A 21,990-nucleotide genomic window follows, 5' to 3' on the forward strand; every position below is an offset into this window, starting at 1 on the left:
TAACGGAAGAAGAGAACACACGTGCTCGAAGCAACAACTTTCGATGAGCTCCGGATCGGCCTCGCGACCGCTGACGACATCCGTCGCTGGTCGCACGGCGAGGTCAAGAAGCCGGAGACGATCAACTACCGCACCCTGAAGCCGGAGAAGGACGGCCTGTTCGGCGAGCAGATCTTCGGCCCGTCGCGCGACTGGGAGTGCTCCTGCGGCAAGTACAAGCGGGTGCGCTTCAAGGGCATCGTCTGCGAGCGATGCGGCGTCGAGGTCACGAAGTCGTCGGTGCGCCGCGAGCGCATGGGCCACATCGAGCTCGCCGCGCCCGTCACGCACATCTGGTACTTCAAGGGCGTGCCGAGCCGTCTCGGCTACCTGCTCGACATGGCGCCGAAGGACCTCGAGAAGGTCATCTACTTCGCCGCGTACATGGTCATCGCCGTCGACGAGGAGGGCCGCCACGCCGACCTCCCCGGGCTCGAGAACGAGCTGCGCCTCGAGGTCAAGACCCTCGAGGACCAGCGCGACTCGATGATCGCCTCGCGCCTGCAGAAGCTCGAGACCGAGCTCGGCGAGCTCGAGGCCGAGGGCGCCAAGGCCGACCAGAAGCGCAAGGCCAAGGACTCGGGCGAGAAGGAGATGGGTCAGCTCCGCAAGTCGTTCGACGAGCAGATCGCCCAGCTCGAGCGCGTGTGGGAGGACTTCCGCACCCTCAAGGTCGGCGACCTCAAGCCCGAGGACTCGGTGTTCCAGGAGCTGCAGGACCGCTACGGCCTGTACTTCGAGGCGCACATGGGCGCCGAGGCGATCAAGAAGCGCCTCGAGGCCTTCGACCTGGCCGCCGAGAGCGAGCTGCTGCACGAGCAGATCGCCACCGGCAAGGGCCAGAAGAAGATCCGCGCCATCAAGCGCCTCAAGGTCGTCAACTCGTTCCTGCAGACCGGCAACTCGCCGGCCGCCATGGTGCTCGACGTCGTCCCGGTCATCCCGCCGGAGCTGCGCCCGATGGTGCAGCTCGACGGCGGTCGCTTCGCGACCTCCGACCTGAACGACCTGTACCGCCGCGTGATCAACCGCAACAACCGTCTCCGTCGTCTGCTCGACCTCGGCGCGCCCGAGATCATCGTCAACAACGAGAAGCGGATGCTGCAGGAGGCCGTCGACGCGCTGTTCGACAACGGCCGCCGCGGCCGTCCCGTCACGGGCACCGGCAACCGCGCGCTCAAGAGCCTCAGCGACATGCTCAAGGGCAAGCAGGGCCGGTTCCGCCAGAACCTGCTCGGCAAGCGCGTCGACTACTCGGGCCGTTCGGTCATCGTCGTCGGCCCGCAGCTCAAGCTCCACCAGTGCGGCCTGCCGAAGCTGATGGCGCTCGAGCTGTTCAAGCCCTTCGTGATCAAGCGCCTGATCGACCTGGGCCACGCCCAGAACATCAAGAGCGCCAAGCGCATGGTCGAGCGCTCGCGTCCGCAGGTGTGGGACGTGCTCGAGGAGATCATCCGCGAGCGCCCCGTCATGCTGAACCGCGCGCCCACGCTCCACCGTCTGGGCATCCAGGCGTTCGAGCCCCAGCTCGTGGAGGGCAAGGCCATCCAGCTGCACCCGCTCGTCTGCGCGGCGTTCAACGCCGACTTCGACGGCGACCAGATGGCCGTGCACCTGCCGCTGTCGGTCGAGGCCCAGGCGGAGGCGCGCATCCTGATGCTCGCGTCCAACAACATCCTGAAGCCCTCGGACGGCCGCCCGGTCACCGTCCCCACGCAGGACATGATCATCGGTCTGCACCACCTCACCACCGTGCGCGAGGGCGCCGCCGGTGAGGGCCGTGCCTTCTCGACGATCGCCGAGGCCACCATGGCCATGGATCAGGGCAGCCTGCACCTCAACGCCGTCGCGCGCATCCGCCTCTTCGGCGAGAAGTACGCCGACGGCCGCGAGCTGAAGGAGACCACCCTCGGGCGGGCCCTGTTCAACGAGCTGCTGCCGGCGGACTACCCGTTCGTCGACCAGGTCGCCGACAAGGGCACCATCTCGCAGATCGTCAACGACCTGGCCGAGCGGTACCCGAAGACGGTCGTCGCCGCGACCCTCGACAACGTGAAGGACGCCGGCTTCTACTGGGCGACCCGCTCCGGCGTCACCGTGGCGCTCAGCGACGTCATCACGCCCCCGAAGAAGAAGGAGATCGTCGCCGAGTACGAGAAGCGCGCGGCGAAGATCCAGGGACAGTTCGAGAAGGGCCTCATCACCAACGATGAGCGCCGCGTCGAGCTCGTCGCGCTCTGGAGCGAGGGCACGAAGGCCGTCAACGACGAGATGCGCAGCAACTTCCCGGTCGACAACACCATCAACCGCATGGTGACGTCGGGCGCGCGAGGCAACTGGCTGCAGGTCGGCAACATCGCGGGTATGCGAGGCCTCGTCTCGAACCCGCGCGGTGAGATCATCGCCCGCCCGATCATCAACTCGTACCGCGAGGGCCTGTCGGTCGCCGAGTACTTCATCGCCACGCACGGCGCCCGCAAGGGTCTCGCCGACACCGCTCTGCGCACCGCCGACTCGGGCTACCTCACCCGTCGTCTGGTCGACGTCGCGCAGGACGTCATCATCCGCGAGGACGACTGCGGCACGAGCAAGGGTCTCGACTTCCCCTTCGCCCACCAGGTCGACGGCGCGTGGGTGCGCGACGAGAACGTGGAGAACCTCGTGTTCGCCCGCACTCTCGCCACCGACGCCGTCAACGAGAAGGGCGAGGTCATCGCCGCGGCCGGCTCCGACGTCGGCGACGTGCTCATCAACGAGCTCGTCGCTGCGGGCGTCGGCGCGATCAAGGTGCGCTCGGTGCTCACGTGCGAGTCGGCGGTCGGCGTCTGCGCCGCCTGCTACGGCCGCTCGCTGGCCACCGGTCAGCGCGTCGACCTCGGTGAGGCCGTCGGCATCATCGCGGCGCAGTCGATCGGCGAGCCCGGCACGCAGCTCACGATGCGCACCTTCCACACCGGCGGTTCGGCCTCGGCCGACGACATCACGCAGGGTCTGCCCCGCGTGACCGAGCTGTTCGAGGCGCGCACCCCCAAGATGGCCAGCCCCATCGCGGAGAGCGCCGGGCGCATCGTCATCGAGGATGCGGACAAGCAGCGCCGCGTCATCCTCACCCCTGACAACGGGGACGAGGAGGTCGTGTACGTGGTCTCGAAGCGCTCGCAGCTGCTCGTCGAGGACGGCCAGCACGTCGAGCTCGGTCAGCAGATCATCGTGGGCCCGGTCGACCCGAAGGAGGTGCTGCGCGTCAAGGGCGTCCGCGCCGTGCAGCAGCACCTCGTCGAGGGCGTGCAGGGCGTGTACCGCTCGCAGGGCGTGCCGATCCACGACAAGCACATCGAGGTCATCGTGCGGCAGATGCTGCGCAAGGTCACCGTCGTCGACCACGGCGAGACCGACCTGCTGCCCGGTGAGCTGGTCGACCGCTCGAAGTACAACGAGCTGAACCGCGGCGCGCTGTCCGAGGGCAAGAAGACCGCCTCGGCGCGTCAGGAGGTCATGGGCATCACCAAGGCCTCGCTGGCCACCGAGTCGTGGCTGTCGGCCGCGTCCTTCCAGGAGACGACCCGCGTGCTCACGCAGGCCGCCATGGAGGGCAAGCGCGACCCGCTGCTGGGTCTGAAGGAGAACGTGATCATCGGAAAGCTGATCCCGGCCGGTACGGGGCTCGCCGCGTACCGCAACGTGTCGGTCGAGGCCACCGAGGAGGCGAAGGCCGAGCGGTACCCCAACCGCATCTTCGCCGACGACTCGACCTTCTCCGAGGCCGACCTCTCCTTCGTCGACTTCGACTCGTTCTCGAGCGACGACTTCACGCCGGGCACCTACAACTAGGCGCTCCGGAGCACTCCTCTCGAACGGCCCTCGCCTCACGGCGGGGGCCGTTCGGCGTTCCCGGGCGCCAGGACGAGGTGAGCGATGCCCAGCCTCGGCTAGCATCGGGCGGGGTGGTGACCGCTCCCCATCGACACCCCGACGGGGGTGCGATGGGATGACTGCGGCGGTGGACCCGCCCCGCCGACCCTGTCCGACCCCGACCAACGGAGCCCGCGTGCCGATCACCGCCGAGGTCGACGACGCCCCCACGCCGGGGCTGCGCGACGACGGCACGCCCGATCCGGCCTACGCCGCGGGGCTCGGGCTGCGGGCCGCGAGCACCGGGCGGCGCTCCGCCGCCTTCGCGATCGACGCCGCCGCCGGGGCGGTGCTGAGCAGCCCCGCCGCGGTGGGGGTGCTGCTCGCGGTGCCCGCGCTGCTCGAGTCCGCATCCCCCGCCGACCCCGCCGCGCTGCTCGGAGCGCTCGGCGGCAGCGCCGTGCTCATCCTCGTGGGGCAGGCACTCGCGCTCGCCTTCGGTCTCGTGCAGCTCATCATGCACGGCCGCCGGGGCGTCACCCTCGGCAAGGCCCTCATGGGTCTGCGCTCGGTCAACGTCGCGACGTTCGCGCGGCCCGGCTTCTGGCGGGTCGCCCTGCGGGCGCTCGTGCTGCTGCTCTCGACCGTCGTGCCCGTCGTCGGCCCCGCGCTGCTCTTCGCCTCAGGCCTGTGGGACCGGGAGCACCGCGGCCGCAGCTGGCTCGACCGCCTCGCCCGCGCCTGGGTGGTCGACGCCCGCGGCGCGCTCGACCCGTTCGACGTCAAGGCGATGCGGCACGCGCGGAAGGCCTACGAGGCGCCCGAGCGCGTCGAGGCGGCGCCGCTGCCGTCGCTCGCGACCATCGGCGGAGCGCCGACCGCGTTCGTGCCGGTGCAGCGGTCGAACTCGGGCGTCGTCTCCGGCTCGCCGGAGGCCGCGCGGTGGGCGCCGCCGGCCGAGCTCGACGCGGCGTCGGCCCCCGTGGGAGATGCTGGTCCTGGGTTGATCCCCGCCGCGCCCTTCGCCGCGCCGCCCGGTGCCGCGCCGGCCGCTGCCGCCGCTGCCGCCGCACCCCACGTGGCCTCCCGCCCGCCCGCCGTGAGCCTCCACCTCGACGACGGCACCGTCGTCCCGGTGCCCCGCACCGCCCTCCTCGGCCGCGACCCCGAACCGCAGCCCGGCGAGCACGCCGACCTGCTGCTGCCCCTCGTCGACGCGAGCATGCAGCTCTCGAAGACGCATGCGGCGTTCGGCATCGATCCGGCTGCGGGCTTCTGGATGCTCGACCGAGGCTCGTCGAACGGCACGCGCGCGACCTCGGCGGCGGGCGAGCTCGTGCTCGCGCCGGGCGAGCGGACGAGCATCCCGACCGGCAGCACCGTCACCGTCGGCGGCCGCACCTTCCGCGTGGTCGCCGAGCCGTGACCCGCCCCCTCCGCACCGACGCCCCGAGAGGCCTCCGATGAAGCTCAAGCTCGCGCTGCGCCGCCACGGCGCCCCCGACGTCGACGTCGTCATCACCGCCGATGCGACCGCGACGGTCGCCGACGTCGCCCGCGCGATCGCGGCGACCGACCCGCAGTCGGCGCAGTACCAGCGCTTCGCGGGCATGCCGCTGACGCTCGCGGTCGCGCCGCCCGTCGTCGACGAGCTCGTGCCGCTGCAGCCCGACCTGCTCATCGCCGACGCGCCCCTCGGCAGCGGCTTCCACGCCGCCGTCGCCGCCCACGCGACGGCCGAGCGCTCGCGCACCGCGGCGGCCGTCATGCGCGTGCTCTCGGGGCCCGACGCGGGCCGAGAGTTCCCGCTCGGGCGCGGCCACAGCGTCATCGGCCGCGACCCGGCCACGGGCGTGACGCTCGCCGATCCGCTCGTGTCGAAGCGGCACGCGCGCGTCGAGATCGACCAGAGCATCGAGCTCGTCGACCTCAACTCGGCCAACGGCCTCGTCATCGACGGCGGCCGGGTGCCGCGCCTCACGGTGCAGCCCGGCCAGGTCATCACGATCGGCGACACGGACGTCGCCTTCACGATGCTGGCCGGCGCCGAGACGGGCGAGAAGGATGCCGTGCTCGAGCGCGGCGGCTCGCTGCTGTTCAACCGCTCGCCCCGGGTCGAGATCCGCTACCCCGGAACCGAGTACCCGCACCCGGCCATCCCCTCCGAGTCGGATCCGCGCCTGTTCCCGTGGCCGATGATCATCGCGCCCATCCTGCTCGGCCTCTCGATCTACTTCGCGACGGGCCGAGCCCTCGCCCTGCTCATGGTCGCGATGTCGCCGGTCATGCTGCTCGGCAACTTCCTCGGCCAGAAGCGCCAGCAGGGCCTCAAGCTCACCCAGGAGATCGAGACCTTCGAGGAGCAGATCGAGAAGCTCGAGGAGGACCTCGCCGAGCAGACCATCGTCGAGCGCGAGCGCCGGCACGCCGAGGCCCCGCCGACCGCGGTCGTCTACGAGGACGCGATGCGGCTCGGCCCCCTGCTGTGGACGCGCCGGCCCGAGCACTGGAGCTTCCTCGGCCTGCGCCTCGGCGTCGGCCGGGCGCGCAGCCGCAACTCGATCGCGACGAGCGCCGACCCGAAGGGGATCGCCCAGTACTCGCGGCAGGTGCAGGTGCTGCGCGAGCGCCACGAGTTCCTCGACGACGTGCCCCTGGTCGAGATGCTGCCGAGCTCGGGAGCGCTCGGCATCGCCGGCTCGCGCACGCTGGCGGCGGATGCCCTGCGCGGGCTCGGCGTGCAGCTGTTCGGCCTGCACGCGCCGAACGAGGTCGTCACGGCCGCCATCGTCGATCCCGGCTGGACCCGAGAGCTGGAGTGGCTCAAGTGGCTGCCCCACACGACGACCCCCCGCTCTCCCTTCGCCGAACTCGCGCTGGCCGACAGCCCCTCGGCCGGCACCGCGCTGCTCAACGCGCTCGAGGAGATCGTGCTGCAGCGCTCGAGCGGCACGCCGAGCCGGCGCGGCCCGCTGAAGACGCAGGACTCGACGCTCGCGCTCGGCGCGCGCGTCGGCGAGGGCATCCCGCGAGAGCTCAGCCTGCCGGGCGAGATGGCGATCGTGCTCATCGTCTCGGGCGATGCGCCCGTCGACCGCTCGCGGCTGACGCAGGTCATCGAGCGCGGCGCCGACGTGGGCGTGTACACGATCTTCCTCGCGCCGACCGTCGAGTCGCTGCCCGCCGCCTGCCGCACCTTCGTCGACGTCACCGAGGGGCTCGAGAACGGCCGCGTCGGCTACGTGCGCGCGGGCGAGAGCTATGCGCCGGTCGTGGTGGAGGGCGTCTCGAACGCCTACGCCGAGGTCTTCGCCAAGCGCATCGCCCCCGTGGTCGACGTGTCGAGCGTCACCGACGACGCGAGCGACCTGCCCCGCAGCGTGTCGATGCTCACCCTGCTCGGCAGCGAGCTCGCCGTGCAGCCCGCGGCGGCCGTCGAGCGCTGGCGGCAGAACAGCTCGGTGCTCGACCGCACGCGCGGCACGAGCCGGCCGCGGCTCAAGCGCGCGAGCACGCTCAAGGCCTTCATCGGCCAGGGCAGCCCCGATGCGATGACCCTCGACCTGCGCACGCAGGGCCCGCACGCCCTCGTCGGCGGCACGACCGGCTCGGGCAAGAGCGAGTTCCTGCAGGCCTGGGTGCTCGGCATGGCGGCCGAGTACAGCCCCGACCGCGTCACCTTCCTCTTCGTCGACTACAAAGGCGGCTCGGCCTTCGCCGACTGCGTCGAGCTGCCCCACTGCGTCGGGCTCGTCACCGACCTCAGCCCGCACCTGGTGCGCCGCGCGCTCACGAGCCTGCGCGCCGAGCTGCACCACCGTGAGCACCTGTTCAACCGCAAGAAGGCGAAGGACCTGCTCGAGCTCGAGAAGCGGCAGGACCCGGACACGCCTCCGGCCCTCGTGCTCGTGATCGACGAGTTCGCGGCCCTCGCGGGCGATGTGCCGGAGTTCGTCGACGGGGTGGTCGACATCGCCCAGCGCGGGCGCTCGCTGGGCATCCACCTGATCATGGCCACCCAGCGGCCGGCGGGCGTCATCAAGGACAACCTGCGGGCGAACACCAACCTGCGAGTGGCGCTGCGGATGGCCGACGAGAGCGATTCCAACGACGTCGTCGGCGATCCGGTGGCGGGCACCTTCGACCCGTCGATACCCGGTCGCGGCATCGCGAAGACCGGCCCGGGCCGGCTCGTGCCCTTCCAGTCGGGCTACGCCGGCGGCTGGACGAGCGACGAGCCCGAGCAGGCCCAGGTGCGCGTCGCCGAGCTGCGGTTCGGATCCCTGCTCGTGTGGGAGGGCGAGGGCGGCCCCGAGTCGCTCGAGGAGGACGGCGACCTCGGCCCCAACGACCAGAAGCGCCTCGTCTCGACGCTCATCGCCGCCTCGGCCCAGGCCGCCATCCCGGCCCCGCGCCGGCCGTGGCTCGACGACCTGCCGGCCACCGTCGACCTGCGCGCGCTGCCGCTCGAGGGCGACGGGCGCATCGCGCTCGGCCTCGCCGACATCCCGGAGCGGCAGCTGCAGGCGCCGGTCTACTTCGAGCCCGACACCGACGGGCACATGCTCGTCTACGGCACCTCCGGCTCGGGCAAGTCGACGGCGCTGCGGTCGATCGCGGTCGCCGCGGGCGCGCGCCCCGAGGCGGGCCGCAGCATCGTCTACGGCGCCGACTTCGGCACCGGCTCGCTGCGCTCGCTCGAGAGCCTGCCCCACGTCGGCTCGATCGTCGCGGGCGACGACGCCGAGCGCGTGCAGCGCCTGCTGCGCACCCTGCGCTCGATGCTCGACGACCGCTCCCGGCGCTTCTCCGAGGTCAACGCCGCGAGCCTCACCGAGTACCGGCGCCTGAGCGGGCGGCCCGATGAGCCGCGCATCATCGTGCTCATCGACGGCTTCGGCACGTTCAAGCAGGAGTGGGAGGCCACCAGCGCGCGGGCCCCGTTCTACGGCATCGTGATGCGCGCGCTCGGCGAGGGGCGCCCGCTGGGCATCCACATCATCGCCACGGCCGACCGCTACGGCGCCGTGCCGACGGCCGTCAGCGCCAACGTCTCGAAGCGCATCGTGCTGCGCATGAGCGACGAGAACGCCTACGCCGCCCTCGGAGCCCCGAAGGACGTGCTGACCGAGCGCAGCGCGCCCGGCCGCGCGATCGTCGACGGCGTCGAGACCCAGATCGCGGCGATGGGCGGCACCGTCAACGTGGCCGAGCAGTCGACGGCGATGGACGCCTTCGCGGCGCAGCTGCGCCAGCGGGGGGCGGTGGATGCTCCGGGCATCGGCGCGCTGCCCACCGAGCTGAACCCCGCCGACCTGCCCGACAGCGTGGGCGGGCAGCCCGTCATCGGCATCGCCGACGACGAGCTGGGCCCCGTGGGGTTCGAACCCTTCGGCACCTTCGTCGTGGCCGGTCCTCCGCGCAGCGGCAAGACCACCGCCCTGCGCGCGCTCGTGCGCGCGGTCGAGCGGGCCGAGCCGGGCACCGAGTTCTTCCACATCGGCGGTCGGCGGGCCGTGCTGCGGGAGGAGCGCGCGTGGGCCGGAACGGCCTCGAGCATCGACGACGTGCGCGCGCTCGCCAAGCAGCTCACGCCGATCGTCGCGGCGGAGGGCGCGGAGCACCGCATCGTCATCGTCGTCGAGAACGCGACCGAGTTCGGCGACACCGACGCCGAGCGGCCCCTCAAGGAGCTCATGCAGGCGATCAACCGCAGCGACCACCTGCTCATCGGCGAGGGGGACGTGAGCCTCATGGCGAGCGGCTACGGCCTCATCGGTGAGCTCAAGGGCGGGCGTCGCGGCATCGTGCTCAAGCCCGAGACCTACGACGGCGATGCGATCTTCAAGGTGCCGTTCCCGCGCGTGCAGCGCCACGAGTTCCCCGAGGGGCGCGGCATCTTCGTCGAGAACGGCCGCGCCGTGACGGTGCAGCTGCCGCTCGTGCCGTGAGCGGCGGTGAAGTGGGGAGGGCTCCCCATCGTGCTGCCGCGCGCGACCCTCTAGCGTGGTGCCAGGACGTGAGGAAGGGACGACGATGACGGCCGATGTCGATCTGGATCTGGATGCGCTCGAGCTGACGCTCACGAGGCTGCAGACGGTGCTCGAGGACTTCTCGAGCGTGTCGTCGACCGTCAACGACGTCGAGGACGCCATCGGACGGCCGCACGGGCGGGGCGATCTGCGCTCGCGCGTCGGCGACTTCGAGAGCGGCTGGAACGGCAACCGCGAGGTGATCCAGGAGAACCTGCAGGCGGTCTTCGACCATCTCCAGGCCATCATCGACGGGTTCGCGGAGGCCGATGCGGCGATGGTCGCGCCGGCAGAGGGTGAGGGCTAGGAGCGATGGTGTTCAAACCGGAAGAGGGTTTCGGCTGGCTGCGATCGCCGGCGTCACGGCCGTGCCTCACCATCGAGGGCGACGCCGATGCGATCGAGGCGGCCGGTGAGGCCTTCCGCTCCGTCGGACGCGCGATGCGCGGCGCCGCGCGGGAGCTCGGCAAGCTGAGCCGCGAGGAGAGCTACCGCGCGCAGTCGTTCGACGCCATCCGCGATGAGGCCGGGCAGGCCGAGACGGATCTCGAGCAGGCCGCCATCCGCTACGTGGGCTCCGACGGCACGACGGGCACGGCCAAGGCGCTCTGCGACTACGCGGTGTCGCTGCGCCGCGTGCAGTTCCTCGTCGGGCCCGGCCACGTCGAGCACATCCGCCGCGCGCACGAGGCCAACGAGGAGCGCCAGAGCGCGCTCGCGGCCGCGCAGCGCGAGGTGAACGGTCTCGACTCGCCGTTCCAGTTCACCGAGCCGACCCCGGAGGAGCGACGGACGGCCGGCAGCGCCCTCACCTCGGCGGAGACGCTCGCCAGCGGGGCGGACGAGCTCCTCACCGGGCTCTGGGAGAACTTCGACAGCGCGATCGCCGAATGGGAGACGGCGTACGACGACGCGGTCGCGGGCATCGAGGGCGCCATCGACCTGTCGGACATCGACGACTCGTGGTGGGAGGACGCGCTCGACGTCGTCATCCAGGTGATGACGGTGGTGGGAGTGCTCGCCGCTCTGGCCGCGATGGTGGTCACCGGTCCCTTCATCGCGATCTTCGCGGCGCTCGCGACGATCGCCGGTCTGATCGTCCTGCTCGCGACCGTCGTCATGGCGCTCGGCGGGCGGCGCAAGGACGGTGTCGACGTCGCGTTCGCGATCGTCGGCGTCATCCCCTTCGGCAAGGCGCTGGGTTCGGGCCAGGGCATCTCGCGGGCGATCGGCCTCACCGGCCGGGCGAGCTCGACGACGGCCGCTGCCGGACGCGCGGCGATCATCGACGACCTCGCGATGTGGGGTTCCCGCGGCTCCACTCACGCCGCGGCCGTCGCCAACGCGGGCAACCGGGCCGCGCGCGTCGCCAGCGCGCCTCGAGTGGCCGACGCGATTCTCGACTCGCGTCTCCCCGGGTGGGCCCAGCGGATCGCGACGGGCATACGCACGGGCGGGGGGCGGTACGACATCGACGCGATGCGCGTCTCCATGGCCATCACCAACGGCTGGGACGTCGCCGGCGGCCGGGCGGGCGGGCGCAGCCTCGCCTACGCCGCGGAGCACGCCGCGCCCGGCCTCGTGGACCAGGGCGTCAACGTCTGGAACTTCTCCGTCGGGGCGATCGACTCCGTGACCGACGGCGCCGCTTCCGACGTCGCCGGCGGCGGCGTCCGCGATCTCGTCGGCGCCGTGGAGGATCGTGTGACCGGCCGATGACCTCGACGAGCGCCGGCGCGGTGCCGGAGGCCCCTCCGCGCGCGTGGTCGATGCTCGCGCCCCCCGGATGGCAGCGTCGGCGCGCCGACGACGTCATCGCGCAGAACCCCCTCATGGACATCGAGAGGCGGGCGCGCGACGCCGGCCGCGCGGATCTCGTGCTCCAGGCTCGATCGCTCGCTGCCGAGCTGCGGTCATCCCTTCGTGAGGGGAGGGTGCTCGAGCTCTACCTGCCCGCGACGATGGAGGCGGCCGAGGCGGCACCGGCCTCGCTCGCGATCGCGCTGTACCGCACCGAGGAGGGCGTCTCGCCCGAGGCGGCCGCCGCCCGCATCGCGAAGTCGCGCCCCGTCGAGCGCGTCGAGGATGCGGGCGCGCTGCACTTCCGGTTCTCCGCCGAGTCGAGCCGCTATGCGGCCGAGGGGCTGCACGCCAGCCACACCCTCGCCGTGTTCCCCCGACCCGCGTCGACGGGGGGACTCCTGGCGACCTTCACCGCCCTCCACGACGGATCCGGCGCCGAATCCGTGCTCGCGCTGGGCGACGTGATGCTCGCGAGCCTGACCTGGCGGTCCGCATGATGCGGGCGCCGATCACGGTGGACCCGGGTCGCTGGATCCGGGTGCCGCTCGACTTCGCCGAGGAGCGCTGGGAGGACGCCGCCGCCTGGGCGGTGTGGGTGAGCGCCGCGGCCGTGCCTGACGACGCGGAGCGCCGGGAGGGCATCCGCGCGTTCGCGCTCGCGATCGCCGAGCTCGACTCCTCCCGCGCGACTGCTCGCTACTGGCACTTCCCCGACGACGGCGAGCCGGGGATGGCGCTCGACGTGCATCTCGCGGTCGACGATGGCGCGGGGCTCCTGCCGGAGCCCGCGGATCGGGTCGTCGTGGAGCCGCTCGAGACGGCCGTCGAGGTGTCCGGCTTCTCACGGGCCGCGCGACGACGCAGCCTCGTGCCCGTCGGAGACTCGACGGACGGCGACGCCCCGGTGCTCGCGCTCGTGGAGTGGGCGGCCGCCGTCGACGGTATCGTCGTCGGGATGATGGCGACCGACACCGATCCGGCTCGGCTCCACCGCCTCATCGTCGACGGGGATGCGCTCCTCGCGGGGCTCGACGGCCGAGCGCTCGCCCGCATGGTGCGGGGATGAGCGACGCCGATCTGGCGCGCGTGCGCGAGCAGGTCGCCCAGCTGCCCCCGCGCCTGCGCGGACGTGCGGCGGTCGCTGCGGGGCGCGGCATCGCCGCGGACGCGGTCATCCGCACGGAGGCACCTCGCGGGGTGGTGAGCGAGGGGGATCTGAGCGGCGTACCCGCCCGGTGGATCGTGTTCGCCGCGCTCCAGCTGCTCGCGGCGATCCTCGCGGGTGCATCGCACCTGGGGGGTCGAGGCGGGCGCCTCGACCCCGAGCCCGCGGCGAACCTCGCGGTGGTCGCCACGGTGGCCGCCGTCGGGCTCGGAGCGCTCGCCGTGCGCCTCGGGCCATCGATGCCGATGGTGCTGCGGGCGGCCCGGCGCACGCCCCTGCTGGTCGCCCTCGTGCTGCTGCCGATCGGTCTCGTGCTCGGACTCGTCCGGCTCGCGCTCGGCGAGGCGTCCGACGACGGCGCCATGATCCGGGCCGCGGTCGTGCAGGTTCTCGGCGTCGTCGCCCTCGTCGTGATCCTGCGTCGAACGCCCGGCCCGGCTGCCGCACGCGCGGGGGGCGCGCTCTCCGACGCTGAATGCTCGGCGCTCCGCCGAGACGACCCGACCTTGGCGCAGCGGATGAAGGACGCCGAGATCCAGGCCCTGCTGGCGCTGACGGCTCTCGGTCAGGTCGATCAGCAGCTCGCGGAGCGCGAGAGCGCGAGGATCGACGAGCGCTGGGGCGCCGGCCTCGTCGACGAAGCGTGACGCGAAACTGGGGAGTCCTCCCCATCGACCTGAGGAAATCTGCCGCACTACGGTGGAGCCATCGGGGCCCGCAGGGGGCCGCACACGAACGAAAGGGTCATCATGGCTGACTTCAAGGCCACTTACAGCGAGATGGAGCGCATGTCGAGCCGCCTGGAGGCAGGCCGTGAGGACATCGCCGAGATCCTGCGCTCGCTGCAGCGCGAGGTCGAGGCGCTCACGAGCGACGAGTTCCGCACGCAGCAGGCCTCGGGCAAGTTCAACGACGGCTACCGCGAGCTCACGACCGGTCTCGAGAGCGCCATCGAGGGCGTCCGCGACATGGGCGAGTCGCTCACCAAGATGATGCGCGCGATCCAGGACACGGACGCGGCGCTCGCCGGCAACTAGCACCACCAGCACCAGCACCGGCATCGACGGAAGGGCGGGGGAGACCCCGCCCTTCCGTGCGTGCGGGGACGAGCATCCCCCTGTGACGAATGGGGGAGGAGTGGCTGGCGAGTCCTCCCACCCCCGAAAGCGGGACTACTACCGCATGACCCCCTGACATACCGTCAACCTCGGGGACGGCGCGTGTCGCGGATTCGCGGCCCGCGCTCAAGGGGGGAGTCACGCATGCCATCACTGACCGAGGTGCTCATCATCCGCGGCATCATGCCGATCGAGACGCTCGACGTGATGAGCAACGATCCCCTCGCCGAGGCGCACATCGTGCAGATGTTCCTCGACGAGGGGCGCGTGACGGCATCGCAGATCGCCTCGGCGCGGGCTGAGGTGGCCGGGCTCTCGTTCGTCGAGTTGACCGACTACCCGGTCGACGGCACCGCGGTGAGCCTCGTGCCGGCGGCGATCTGCCGCCGGCACGGCATCCTGCCGATCCACGCCACCGCGGCCTCGCTCACCCTCGCGATGACCGATCCCGGCAACGTGCTCGCGCTCGATGACGTCCGCGCGGTCACGCGCCTCGCCGTCGTGCCCGTCGTCGCCGAGGCGAACGACCTGCAGACCGCGATCGACCGGTACCACCGCGCCGACGGCGAGCTGAGCAGCCTCACCACCGAGATGGTCGAGGATTCGAGTCTCTCGACGAGCACCGAGATGGAGTTCGCCGATGCGCGCGAGGACGACGCGCCGATCGTGCGCTTCGTCAACCTGCTCATCAGTCAGGCGATCTCCGACCGGGCGTCCGACATCCACATCGAGCCGGCGGAGCACGATCTGCGCGTCCGGTACCGCATCGACGGCGTGCTGCACGAGATGCAGCGGGCGCCGCGCAGCATTCAGAACGGCGTCATCTCGCGCCTGAAGATCATGAGCGACATCGACATCGCCGAGCGCCGCAAGCCCCAGGACGGTCGGCTCTCGGTCAACCACGACGGGCGCAAGATCGACCTGCGCGTGGCGACGCTGCCGACGGTCTACGGCGAGAAGATCGTCATGAGAATCCTCGACAACTCGTCGACGAGCCTCAGCCTCGAAGACCTGCACCTGCTCGAGCGCAACGCCGCGGCCTACCGCACCTCGTACGAGAAGCCCTACGGCATGATCCTCGTCACCGGCCCGACCGGGTCGGGCAAGTCGACGACCCTCTACACGACCCTCAACGCCGTCTCGAAGCCCGAGATCAACGTCATCACCGTCGAGGACCCGGTCGAGTACCGCCTCGCCGGCATCAACCAGGTGCAGGTGAACCCCAAGGCGGGCCTCACCTTCGCGAGCGCCCTGCGCAGCATCCTGCGATCCGACCCGGATGTCGTGCTCATCGGTGAGATCCGCGACCAGGAGACCGCCCAGATCGCCATCGAGGCATCCCTCACCGGCCACCTCGTGCTGTCGACCCTGCACACCAACGACGCCCCGAGCGCGATCACCCGTCTCACCGAGATGGACATCGAGCCCTTCCTCGTCGGATCGGCCCTCGACAGCGTCGTCGCCCAGCGTCTCGCGCGCCGGCTCTGCGACCGCTGCAAGGAGCAGTACCAGCCCGAGGTGCACGAGATGGTCGGCCTGCGCGTCGGCTTCGACCCGGCCGTGCACGGTCTGCCGACCCTGCACCGCCCGGTCGGCTGCCAGACCTGCGCCGGCACCGGCTACCGCGGCCGCATCGCCCTGCACGAGGTCATGACCGTCACCGAGGAGATCGAGCGGCTCGCGGTGCACCGCGCCTCGAGCGCCGAGATCCAGAAGGTCGCGATCGAGCAGGGGATGATCACCCTCCGCTACGACGGATGGATGAAGGTTCATCGGGGTCTGACCTCGATCGAGGAGATCCTGCGGGTCGTCGCATGACGATCGCGCCCGCAGCGGAGAGGACTGCATCATGACCGACGACGCCACCAGCACCGAGCGGCCCGTGTTCGAGCCCTTCACGAGCGGCTTCGCGCCGACGACGCCCGCGCCGCCCGCGCCCGCCCCGGCCCCGGCGGCCGCAGCCGGGTACGCCGCGCCGCCCATGCCCTCCTTCGACGACTTCATCGCCGCGGCGATGCAGCCGGAGGCGGCCGAGGCGGCGTCCGCCCCGTCCGCCCCGTTCGGCGCCGAGCTCGGCGCGCAGCCCGCGGCCGCCGCCGCACCTCCTGCCGCACCCGCGCCGTCGGTCGTCCCGCCGAGCCCGGCGCCGACCTCCGAGCCGTACGCCGCTCCGGCGGCGGCGTTCCCGCCGCCGGCGAGCGCGCCGCTGGAGTTCGCTCCGCCTGCCGCGGCCGCGACGGCCGCCCCCGCCGCGGCATCCGCCCCGGCTCCCGCCGTGTCGCAGCCGGCGGCCGCGCCCGCCTTCACCGCGCCGATCTCCGACTTCACCCCGCCGCCGCCGCGCTTCTCGGCGCCGGAGCCGGCCACCGGGCCGATCGCGCACGCCGAGCCGGCGTCCGCCGCCGCGCTCGACGCCGAGGTCCGCGCCGCCGCTGCCGTCGACGACGGCACCTGGCACTCCGCGCCGCCGCCCTCGCCCGAGTCGGCCCTGCCGATCCCGGTCGCGGTGCCCGCCGCCACTGCCGCATCGGCGGCCGCCCCGGAGCCGGTCTTCGCCGCGCCGCCCGCCGCGCCGCCCGCCGTCCCGGCCTCCACCGCCGTCCTCGCTCCGAGCGAGCCGGAGCCCGCCGCAGCGGTGTTCGCCATGCCGTCGAGCGCGTCGCCCGGTTCGTCCGCCCCGCCCGCTCCCGAGCACGACGCTGCCGCTCCCGCACCGGTCTCATCGCCCGCCGCCGAGGCGCGCGCCTCCGCCTCCGAGGGCCGCCGCTCCGCGCGCAGCCACGCCGACCCCGATCTGCTGTGGGCGCTCGCCCAGGTCGTGTCGCAGGGCGGCTCCGACCTGCACGTGGCGGTCAACGCGCCCCCGCGCATCCGTCTGCACGGTGCTCTCGAAGACCTGCCCTCGACGGTGCCGTGGACGCCGGAGAAGATGGAGGGCGCGCTGCACAGCATCATGACGCCCGCGCAGCGCGAGACCTTCGAGCAGCACCTCGAGCTCGACTTCGCGTTCACGCTCTCGGCCGACAGCCGGTTCCGTGTGAACGTCTATCAGCAGCGCGGCAACCTCGGCGCGGCGTTCCGCCTCATCCCGACCGAGATCAAGCCGCTCGCCGACCTCGGCGTGCCCGCCTCCGTCTCGCGCTTCGCCACGCTCGCCCGCGGCCTCGTGCTCGTCACCGGCCCGACCGGTTCGGGCAAGTCGACCACGCTCGCGGGCCTCATCGACCTCGTGAACCGCACCCGAACCGATCACATCGTGACGGTCGAGGATCCGATCGAGTTCATGCACGAGAACAAGAAGTCGCTCGTGAACCAGCGCGAGGTCGGCAGCGACACCCACTCCTTCGCCAACGCACTCAAGCACGTGCTGCGGCAGGACCCTGATGTCATCCTCATCGGCGAGCTGCGCGACCTCGAGACCATCTCCGTCGCGCTGACCGCAGCCGAGACCGGCCACCTCGTCTTCGCGACCCTGCACACGCAGAGCGCCGGCCAGACGATCGATCGCGTCATCGACGTGTTCCCGCCGCACCAGCAGGGCCAGGTGCGGGCGCAGCTCGCCTCGACGCTGCAGGGCGTCGTCTGCCAGACCCTCATCCCGCGGGCCTCGGGCGGCGGCCGCGCGGTCGCGACCGAGATCCTCGTCGCGAACGCGGCCATCGGCAACCTCATCCGCGAGGGCAAGACCTTCCAGATCCCGTCGGCGCTGCAGGCGGGCCGCGAGCTGGGCATGCACACGCTCGACCAGCACCTCGCCGATCTCGTCAACCACGGGGTCATCACCCACCAGGCCGCGATGGAGAAGGCGCAGGATTCCGAGAACCTGCGCCAGCTCATCCACCGGGCCGAATCGGGCGGCTCGATGGCCGCCGCCGGCATGAACGGGAACTTCTGACATGACCATGACTTCGCAGTCAATGAAGACGTGGGCCTACTCCGCGCGCGACGCCAGCGGCAAGGTCGTCAAGGGCAAGCTGGATGCTCCCACCGAGAGCGCCGTCGTCTCGCGCCTGCGCTCCATGAACATCGCCCCGATCTCGATCGAGGAGTCGGCCGCGACGGGCCTCAACCGCGAGATCAGCATCCCGGGTTTCGAGAAGCGCGTGATTCTGAAGGACCTCGCGGTCGCGAGCCGGCAGATGGCCACGATGCTCGCCTCGGGCCTCTCGCTCCTGCGCACGCTCACGATCCTCAGCCAGCAGACCGAGAACCCGAAGCTCGCCGAGGTGCTCGGCAAGGTGCGCAGTGACGTCGAGACGGGCTCCTCGCTCTCCGACGCCCTCCACCGGCACCCGCTCATCTTCCCGCGCCTTATGATCCACCTGATCAAGGCGGGCGAGACCGGCGGCTTCCTCGACCGCTCGCTCGAGTCGATCGCGAGCAACTTCGAAGCCGACGTCAAACTGCGGCAGACGATCAAGTCGGCGCTCACCTACCCGATCGCCGTGCTCTGCATGGCATTCGCGGCCGTCATCGCGATGATGATCTTCATCGTGCCGGTGTTCAAGGGCATGTTCGAGGGATTCGACAGCGAGCTGCCCGCGCCGACGCAGTTGCTCGTGACCCTCTCCGAGAACATGTTCTGGATCGTGCCGGTGCTGCTCGTCGTCATCGTGTCGTTCAACGTCTGGTGGCGGCGCAACAAGCACACCGACGAGGTGCGCTCGAAGGTCGACCCGCTGTTCCTCAAGATGCCCGTCTTCGGGCAGCTGTTCCGCAAGGTCGCGATCGCGCGGTTCTCGCGCAACTTCGCGACGATGATGGCGGCCGGCGTGCCCATTCTGCAGTCGCTCGCGATCGTCGGTGAGACCTCGGGCAACTGGGTCATCGAGCAGGCGCTCGTGAAGGTGCAGGACAGCGTGCGCACCGGCCGCTCGATCGCCGCGCCCCTCATGGAGGAACCCATCTTCCCGGCCATGGTGACGCAGATGGTCTCCGTCGGTGAGGACTCCGGCTCGCTCGAGATCATGCTCGAGAAGGTCGCCGACTTCTACGACGAGGAGGTGCAGTCGACCGCCGAGTCGCTCACCTCGCTCATCGAGCCGCTCATGATCGGCGTCATCGGCGTCGTCATCGGCGGCATGATCGTGGCGCTCTACATGCCCGTCTTCTCGATCTTCGCTGAGATCGGCTGAGCCGACGGGCTGTGCTCCGCTGATTATCGGCACTCGCGCGCCGCTCTCACCCCCGCACTGGGGGTTGAGGGCGGCGCGCTAGTCGTTCCACCGCCCCGAAAGGGGGGTCTGACCAGGGAGAAAACCCCCCGAACACGGGATTACCCCGCCCCCCGAGGCGACGGAGTATTGCTTCCGGGGGGCCACAGACTCAGCGCTCGTGTCCCACGCTCCATCACCTTCGACAGGAAAGAGACACCAGCCATGTTCACCAAGATCAACACCTCGATCACCGAGCGTCTCGACGCCCGCCGCGCCGGCGACAAGGGCTTCACGCTCGTCGAGCTGCTCGTCGTCGTCATCATCATCGGCATCCTCGCGGCGATCGCCATCCCGGTCTTCCTCAACCAGCGCGAGAGCGCCTGGCGCGCCTCGGTCGAGTCCGACCTCAAGAACGCCGCCATCGCGGCGGAGACCTACGCCACCCAGGAGAACGGCTCGTACACCGATCTCGTAGTGGCGGACCTCACGGCCAACGGCTACGAGGCCACCGACGGGGTCACCGTCACCGTGACGTCGGCTGACACCAGCGGATTCGTCCTCGGCGCCACGCACCGGGACCTCACGGGCGAGACCTTCTCGTACGACTCCGAAGCTGGCGGCCTGCAGGACTAGTAGTCCTGTACTCGCCGGCCCCGGCAGCCTCCCGAAGGCTGCCGGGGCCGGCACACACCTGTCACACCACCGCTCCAACCGCAGCACCGCACGAGACACCGAGGGGGGTCGAACTCGTGATCACCAGCATCCGCCGCCGGCTCACCATCGCCGCGCACGACGACCGGGGCATGAGCCTGCCCGAGGTGCTCGTCGCGATGGTCATCTTCGCCATCATCTCGACCGGTCTGCTCTACACGATGCTCTCCGTGCTCTCGCTCGGCCGCGACTCCCGCGCCCGCGAGGTCGCCCTCAATCTCGCCGCGGAGGAGATCGACATCTCCCGCGGCTTCGCCGACGTCTTCGCCCTGCAGGACGCCACGCGGTCGCTCGACCTCAACGGCGACACCTTCACCGTCGCGCGCACGACCCGCTGGGTCTCCGACCCCGAGATCGACCTTCAGTGCGGCTCGGGCGGAGCCCCGCTGCGCTACAAGCGCGTCGAGGTCGAGGTCTCCTGGACCAACATGCGCGACGACGGCGCGACCGTCCGCACGTACACGGTCATCGACCCGAAGAACCGCATCAACGATCCCACCAAGGGCACGATCCTCGTCTCCGTCCTCGGCGGTTCCGGGGCGGGCTCCGCCGGCGTGACCGTCACCGCGACGCCGGCGAGCCCCGCCGACGGCGCGACCGCCCTCGCCGAGGCGCCGCTGCCGACCGATGCGCAGGGCTGCACGTACATCCTCAAGGTCAACCCCGGCAACTACAACGTCACCGTCTCCCGTTCCGGCTACGTCGACGTCGCGCAGAACGCGACCTCGACGATCACCGTCGGGGTCGAAGCCGGCGCCGCCGCCTCGGTGGGGTTCCAGTACGATCGCGCCGCGACGTTCACCGCGCAGTACGCCCCGGGCATCACAGGGCCTGCGCCGGTCATCCCGAACAACATGGTGACCACCTTCCTCAGCTCCTACGGTGCTCACCAGTCCACGGCGACCAACGCCAACATGACGCGGAACATCCCCCTCCACCCCTTCGCCGCCGGGTACGAGGCCGTCGCGGGCGCGTACGCCGCCCCGAACGAGGCGAACCAGGGATGCCTCGCGCCCGACCCGGCGGCCTGGCCGTCGACGGAGCAGGCGGGCGTGACCTACGTCGGGCGCCGCGCCGAGGCCGCTGCTGCCGTGCCCGGGGGCGCGACGACCATCGATGTGCCGATGGGCACCTTCCAGCTCACCGTCAACAGCGCCAACCGCTTCGTACGGGCGATCTCGCTCAACACGGGCCCCGGGCCCGGATGCGCGATCGCGATGGAGTACCGCTGGAACGAGCTGCCCTCGGGCACCACCCGCCTCGCGCTGCCCTACGGCAGCTGGGAGATCCGCACCGGCAACAGCAGCGGCAGCCGCAACAACATCCCGGGCCTCGGAGCGATCCAGGCCGAGGGCACCGCGCTCCTCCCGGCGCTGCTGGGCGTCGTGACCCTCGACCCGCGGGTGCCGGAGTGAACCGCCTCGTCGCGCGCGTCGTGCGCCGCCTGCACCACGACGACAGGGGCTTCAGCCTGCCCGAGCTGCTGGTCACGATCTTCGTCCTGGGCGTGCTCAGCACCGTGGTCGTCTCCTTCTACGTCGCCATGACCGGGGCCTTCACCGAGGACCGCGCGGCGACCGACAGCACCTCGACCGCCTCGGTGGGCATGACCAACCTCACCCGCGTGATCCGCGCCGGCACCGAGATCCGCGTGCAGGGCCAGTCCCTCAACAATCCCGTCTTCGTCGAGGCGCGCAATGAGGACCTCACGCTGCACGCCTACCTCGACACCGACAGCACCGATCCCCGCCCGATCAAGGTGCGCTTCTGGATCAACGGCCAGCGCGAGCTGATGGAGACCCGGTGGGACAGCACGCGGGTGAACGGCTCCTACTTCGTCTTCAACACGACCCCGAGCTCGACGCGGGTCATCGCCCGCACGGTCGCGGCGCGAACCGGCACCGAGCCGTGGCTGTTCACCTACCGCACGCCCGACGGCACGATCATCCCGGTGCCGACCACCGGCTCGTTCACGACGAACCAGCTGCGCAACATCGCCTCGGTGCAGGTGCGGCTCACCGTGCAGGCCGACGTCACGCTGCGCGCCGCACCGGTCACGCTGCAGAGCACCGTCGGCATCCCGAACCTCGGCATCTCGAGAGTGAGCCCCTGAC

The 21,990-nt window shown here is 71.4% G+C and carries 15 protein-coding genes; all 15 read left to right on the forward strand.

The window, feature by feature from the left end; all coding sequences use genetic code 11:
• The first annotated feature begins 21 nt into the window (after window positions 1–21).
• The gene (gene rpoC / locus HGB54_RS01465; RefSeq protein WP_168914876.1) at window positions 22–3,870 is read left to right on the forward strand and encodes a DNA-directed RNA polymerase subunit beta'; all 3,849 of its coding nucleotides are present in this window, start codon (window positions 22–24) and stop codon (window positions 3,868–3,870) included.
• Window positions 3,871–4,087: 217 nt separating this feature from the next.
• Window positions 4,088–5,317: an RDD family protein gene (locus tag HGB54_RS01470; RefSeq protein ID WP_168914877.1), complete on the forward strand. Its 1,230-nt coding sequence runs from the start codon at window positions 4,088–4,090 to the stop codon at window positions 5,315–5,317.
• 37 nt (window positions 5,318–5,354) lie between these two features.
• Window positions 5,355–9,842 carry an FtsK/SpoIIIE domain-containing protein gene (locus HGB54_RS01475; RefSeq protein WP_168914878.1) on the forward strand — a complete coding sequence of 1,496 codons (4,488 nt, stop codon included), beginning with the start codon at window positions 5,355–5,357 and terminating at the stop codon, window positions 9,840–9,842.
• A gap of 85 nt (window positions 9,843–9,927) precedes the next feature.
• A complete protein-coding gene (locus tag HGB54_RS01480) occupies window positions 9,928–10,230 on the forward strand; it encodes a hypothetical protein (RefSeq protein ID WP_168914879.1) in 303 nt (100 codons plus the stop codon).
• A 5-nt stretch (window positions 10,231–10,235) separates the two neighbouring features.
• Window positions 10,236–11,642, forward strand: coding sequence for a hypothetical protein (locus HGB54_RS01485; protein WP_168914880.1), 1,407 nt, complete (start codon window positions 10,236–10,238; stop codon window positions 11,640–11,642).
• Window positions 11,639–12,223 (forward strand): hypothetical protein, encoded by a 585-nt coding sequence (locus HGB54_RS01490; RefSeq protein ID WP_168914881.1) that lies wholly within the window; start codon window positions 11,639–11,641, stop codon window positions 12,221–12,223. Before HGB54_RS01485 ends, HGB54_RS01490 begins: the two co-directional genes overlap by 4 nt.
• On the forward strand, window positions 12,220–12,792 hold the full coding sequence (locus HGB54_RS01495; protein ID WP_168914882.1) for a hypothetical protein: 573 nt from the start codon (window positions 12,220–12,222) through the stop codon (window positions 12,790–12,792). Before HGB54_RS01490 ends, HGB54_RS01495 begins: the two co-directional genes overlap by 4 nt.
• A complete protein-coding gene (locus HGB54_RS01500; protein ID WP_168914883.1) occupies window positions 12,789–13,538 on the forward strand; it encodes a hypothetical protein in 750 nt (249 codons plus the stop codon). Before HGB54_RS01495 ends, HGB54_RS01500 begins: the two co-directional genes overlap by 4 nt.
• Window positions 13,539–13,640: 102 nt before the next feature.
• Window positions 13,641–13,928 carry a WXG100 family type VII secretion target gene (locus HGB54_RS01505; RefSeq protein WP_168914884.1) on the forward strand — a complete coding sequence of 96 codons (288 nt, stop codon included), beginning with the start codon at window positions 13,641–13,643 and terminating at the stop codon, window positions 13,926–13,928.
• A 225-nt stretch (window positions 13,929–14,153) separates the two neighbouring features.
• Window positions 14,154–15,827 (forward strand): GspE/PulE family protein, encoded by a 1,674-nt coding sequence (locus tag HGB54_RS01510; protein WP_168914885.1) that lies wholly within the window; start codon window positions 14,154–14,156, stop codon window positions 15,825–15,827.
• A 31-nt stretch (window positions 15,828–15,858) separates the two neighbouring features.
• Window positions 15,859–17,904 carry a type IV pilus twitching motility protein PilT gene (locus HGB54_RS12775; RefSeq protein ID WP_323740673.1) on the forward strand — a complete coding sequence of 682 codons (2,046 nt, stop codon included), beginning with the start codon at window positions 15,859–15,861 and terminating at the stop codon, window positions 17,902–17,904.
• 22 nt (window positions 17,905–17,926) lie between these two features.
• The gene (locus HGB54_RS01520; protein ID WP_228545887.1) at window positions 17,927–19,144 is read left to right on the forward strand and encodes a type II secretion system F family protein; all 1,218 of its coding nucleotides are present in this window, start codon (window positions 17,927–17,929) and stop codon (window positions 19,142–19,144) included.
• A 243-nt stretch (window positions 19,145–19,387) separates the two neighbouring features.
• Window positions 19,388–19,798, forward strand: coding sequence for a type IV pilin protein (locus tag HGB54_RS12780; protein WP_168914887.1), 411 nt, complete (start codon window positions 19,388–19,390; stop codon window positions 19,796–19,798).
• A gap of 116 nt (window positions 19,799–19,914) precedes the next feature.
• Complete coding sequence (locus tag HGB54_RS01530; protein WP_168914888.1) at window positions 19,915–21,291, forward strand: type IV pilus modification PilV family protein; 1,377 nt, start codon at window positions 19,915–19,917, stop codon at window positions 21,289–21,291.
• Window positions 21,288–21,989: a PilW family protein gene (locus tag HGB54_RS01535; RefSeq protein ID WP_168914889.1), complete on the forward strand. Its 702-nt coding sequence runs from the start codon at window positions 21,288–21,290 to the stop codon at window positions 21,987–21,989. The genes HGB54_RS01530 and HGB54_RS01535 overlap by 4 nt, the downstream gene beginning before the upstream one ends.
• The last annotated feature ends 1 nt before the right edge of the window (window position 21,990 follow it).

Origin of the sequence: Microcella flavibacter, assembly GCF_012530535.1 — a bacterium.
In the GTDB taxonomy this organism is placed as follows: Bacteria; Actinomycetota; Actinomycetes; order Actinomycetales; family Microbacteriaceae; genus Microcella; species Microcella flavibacter.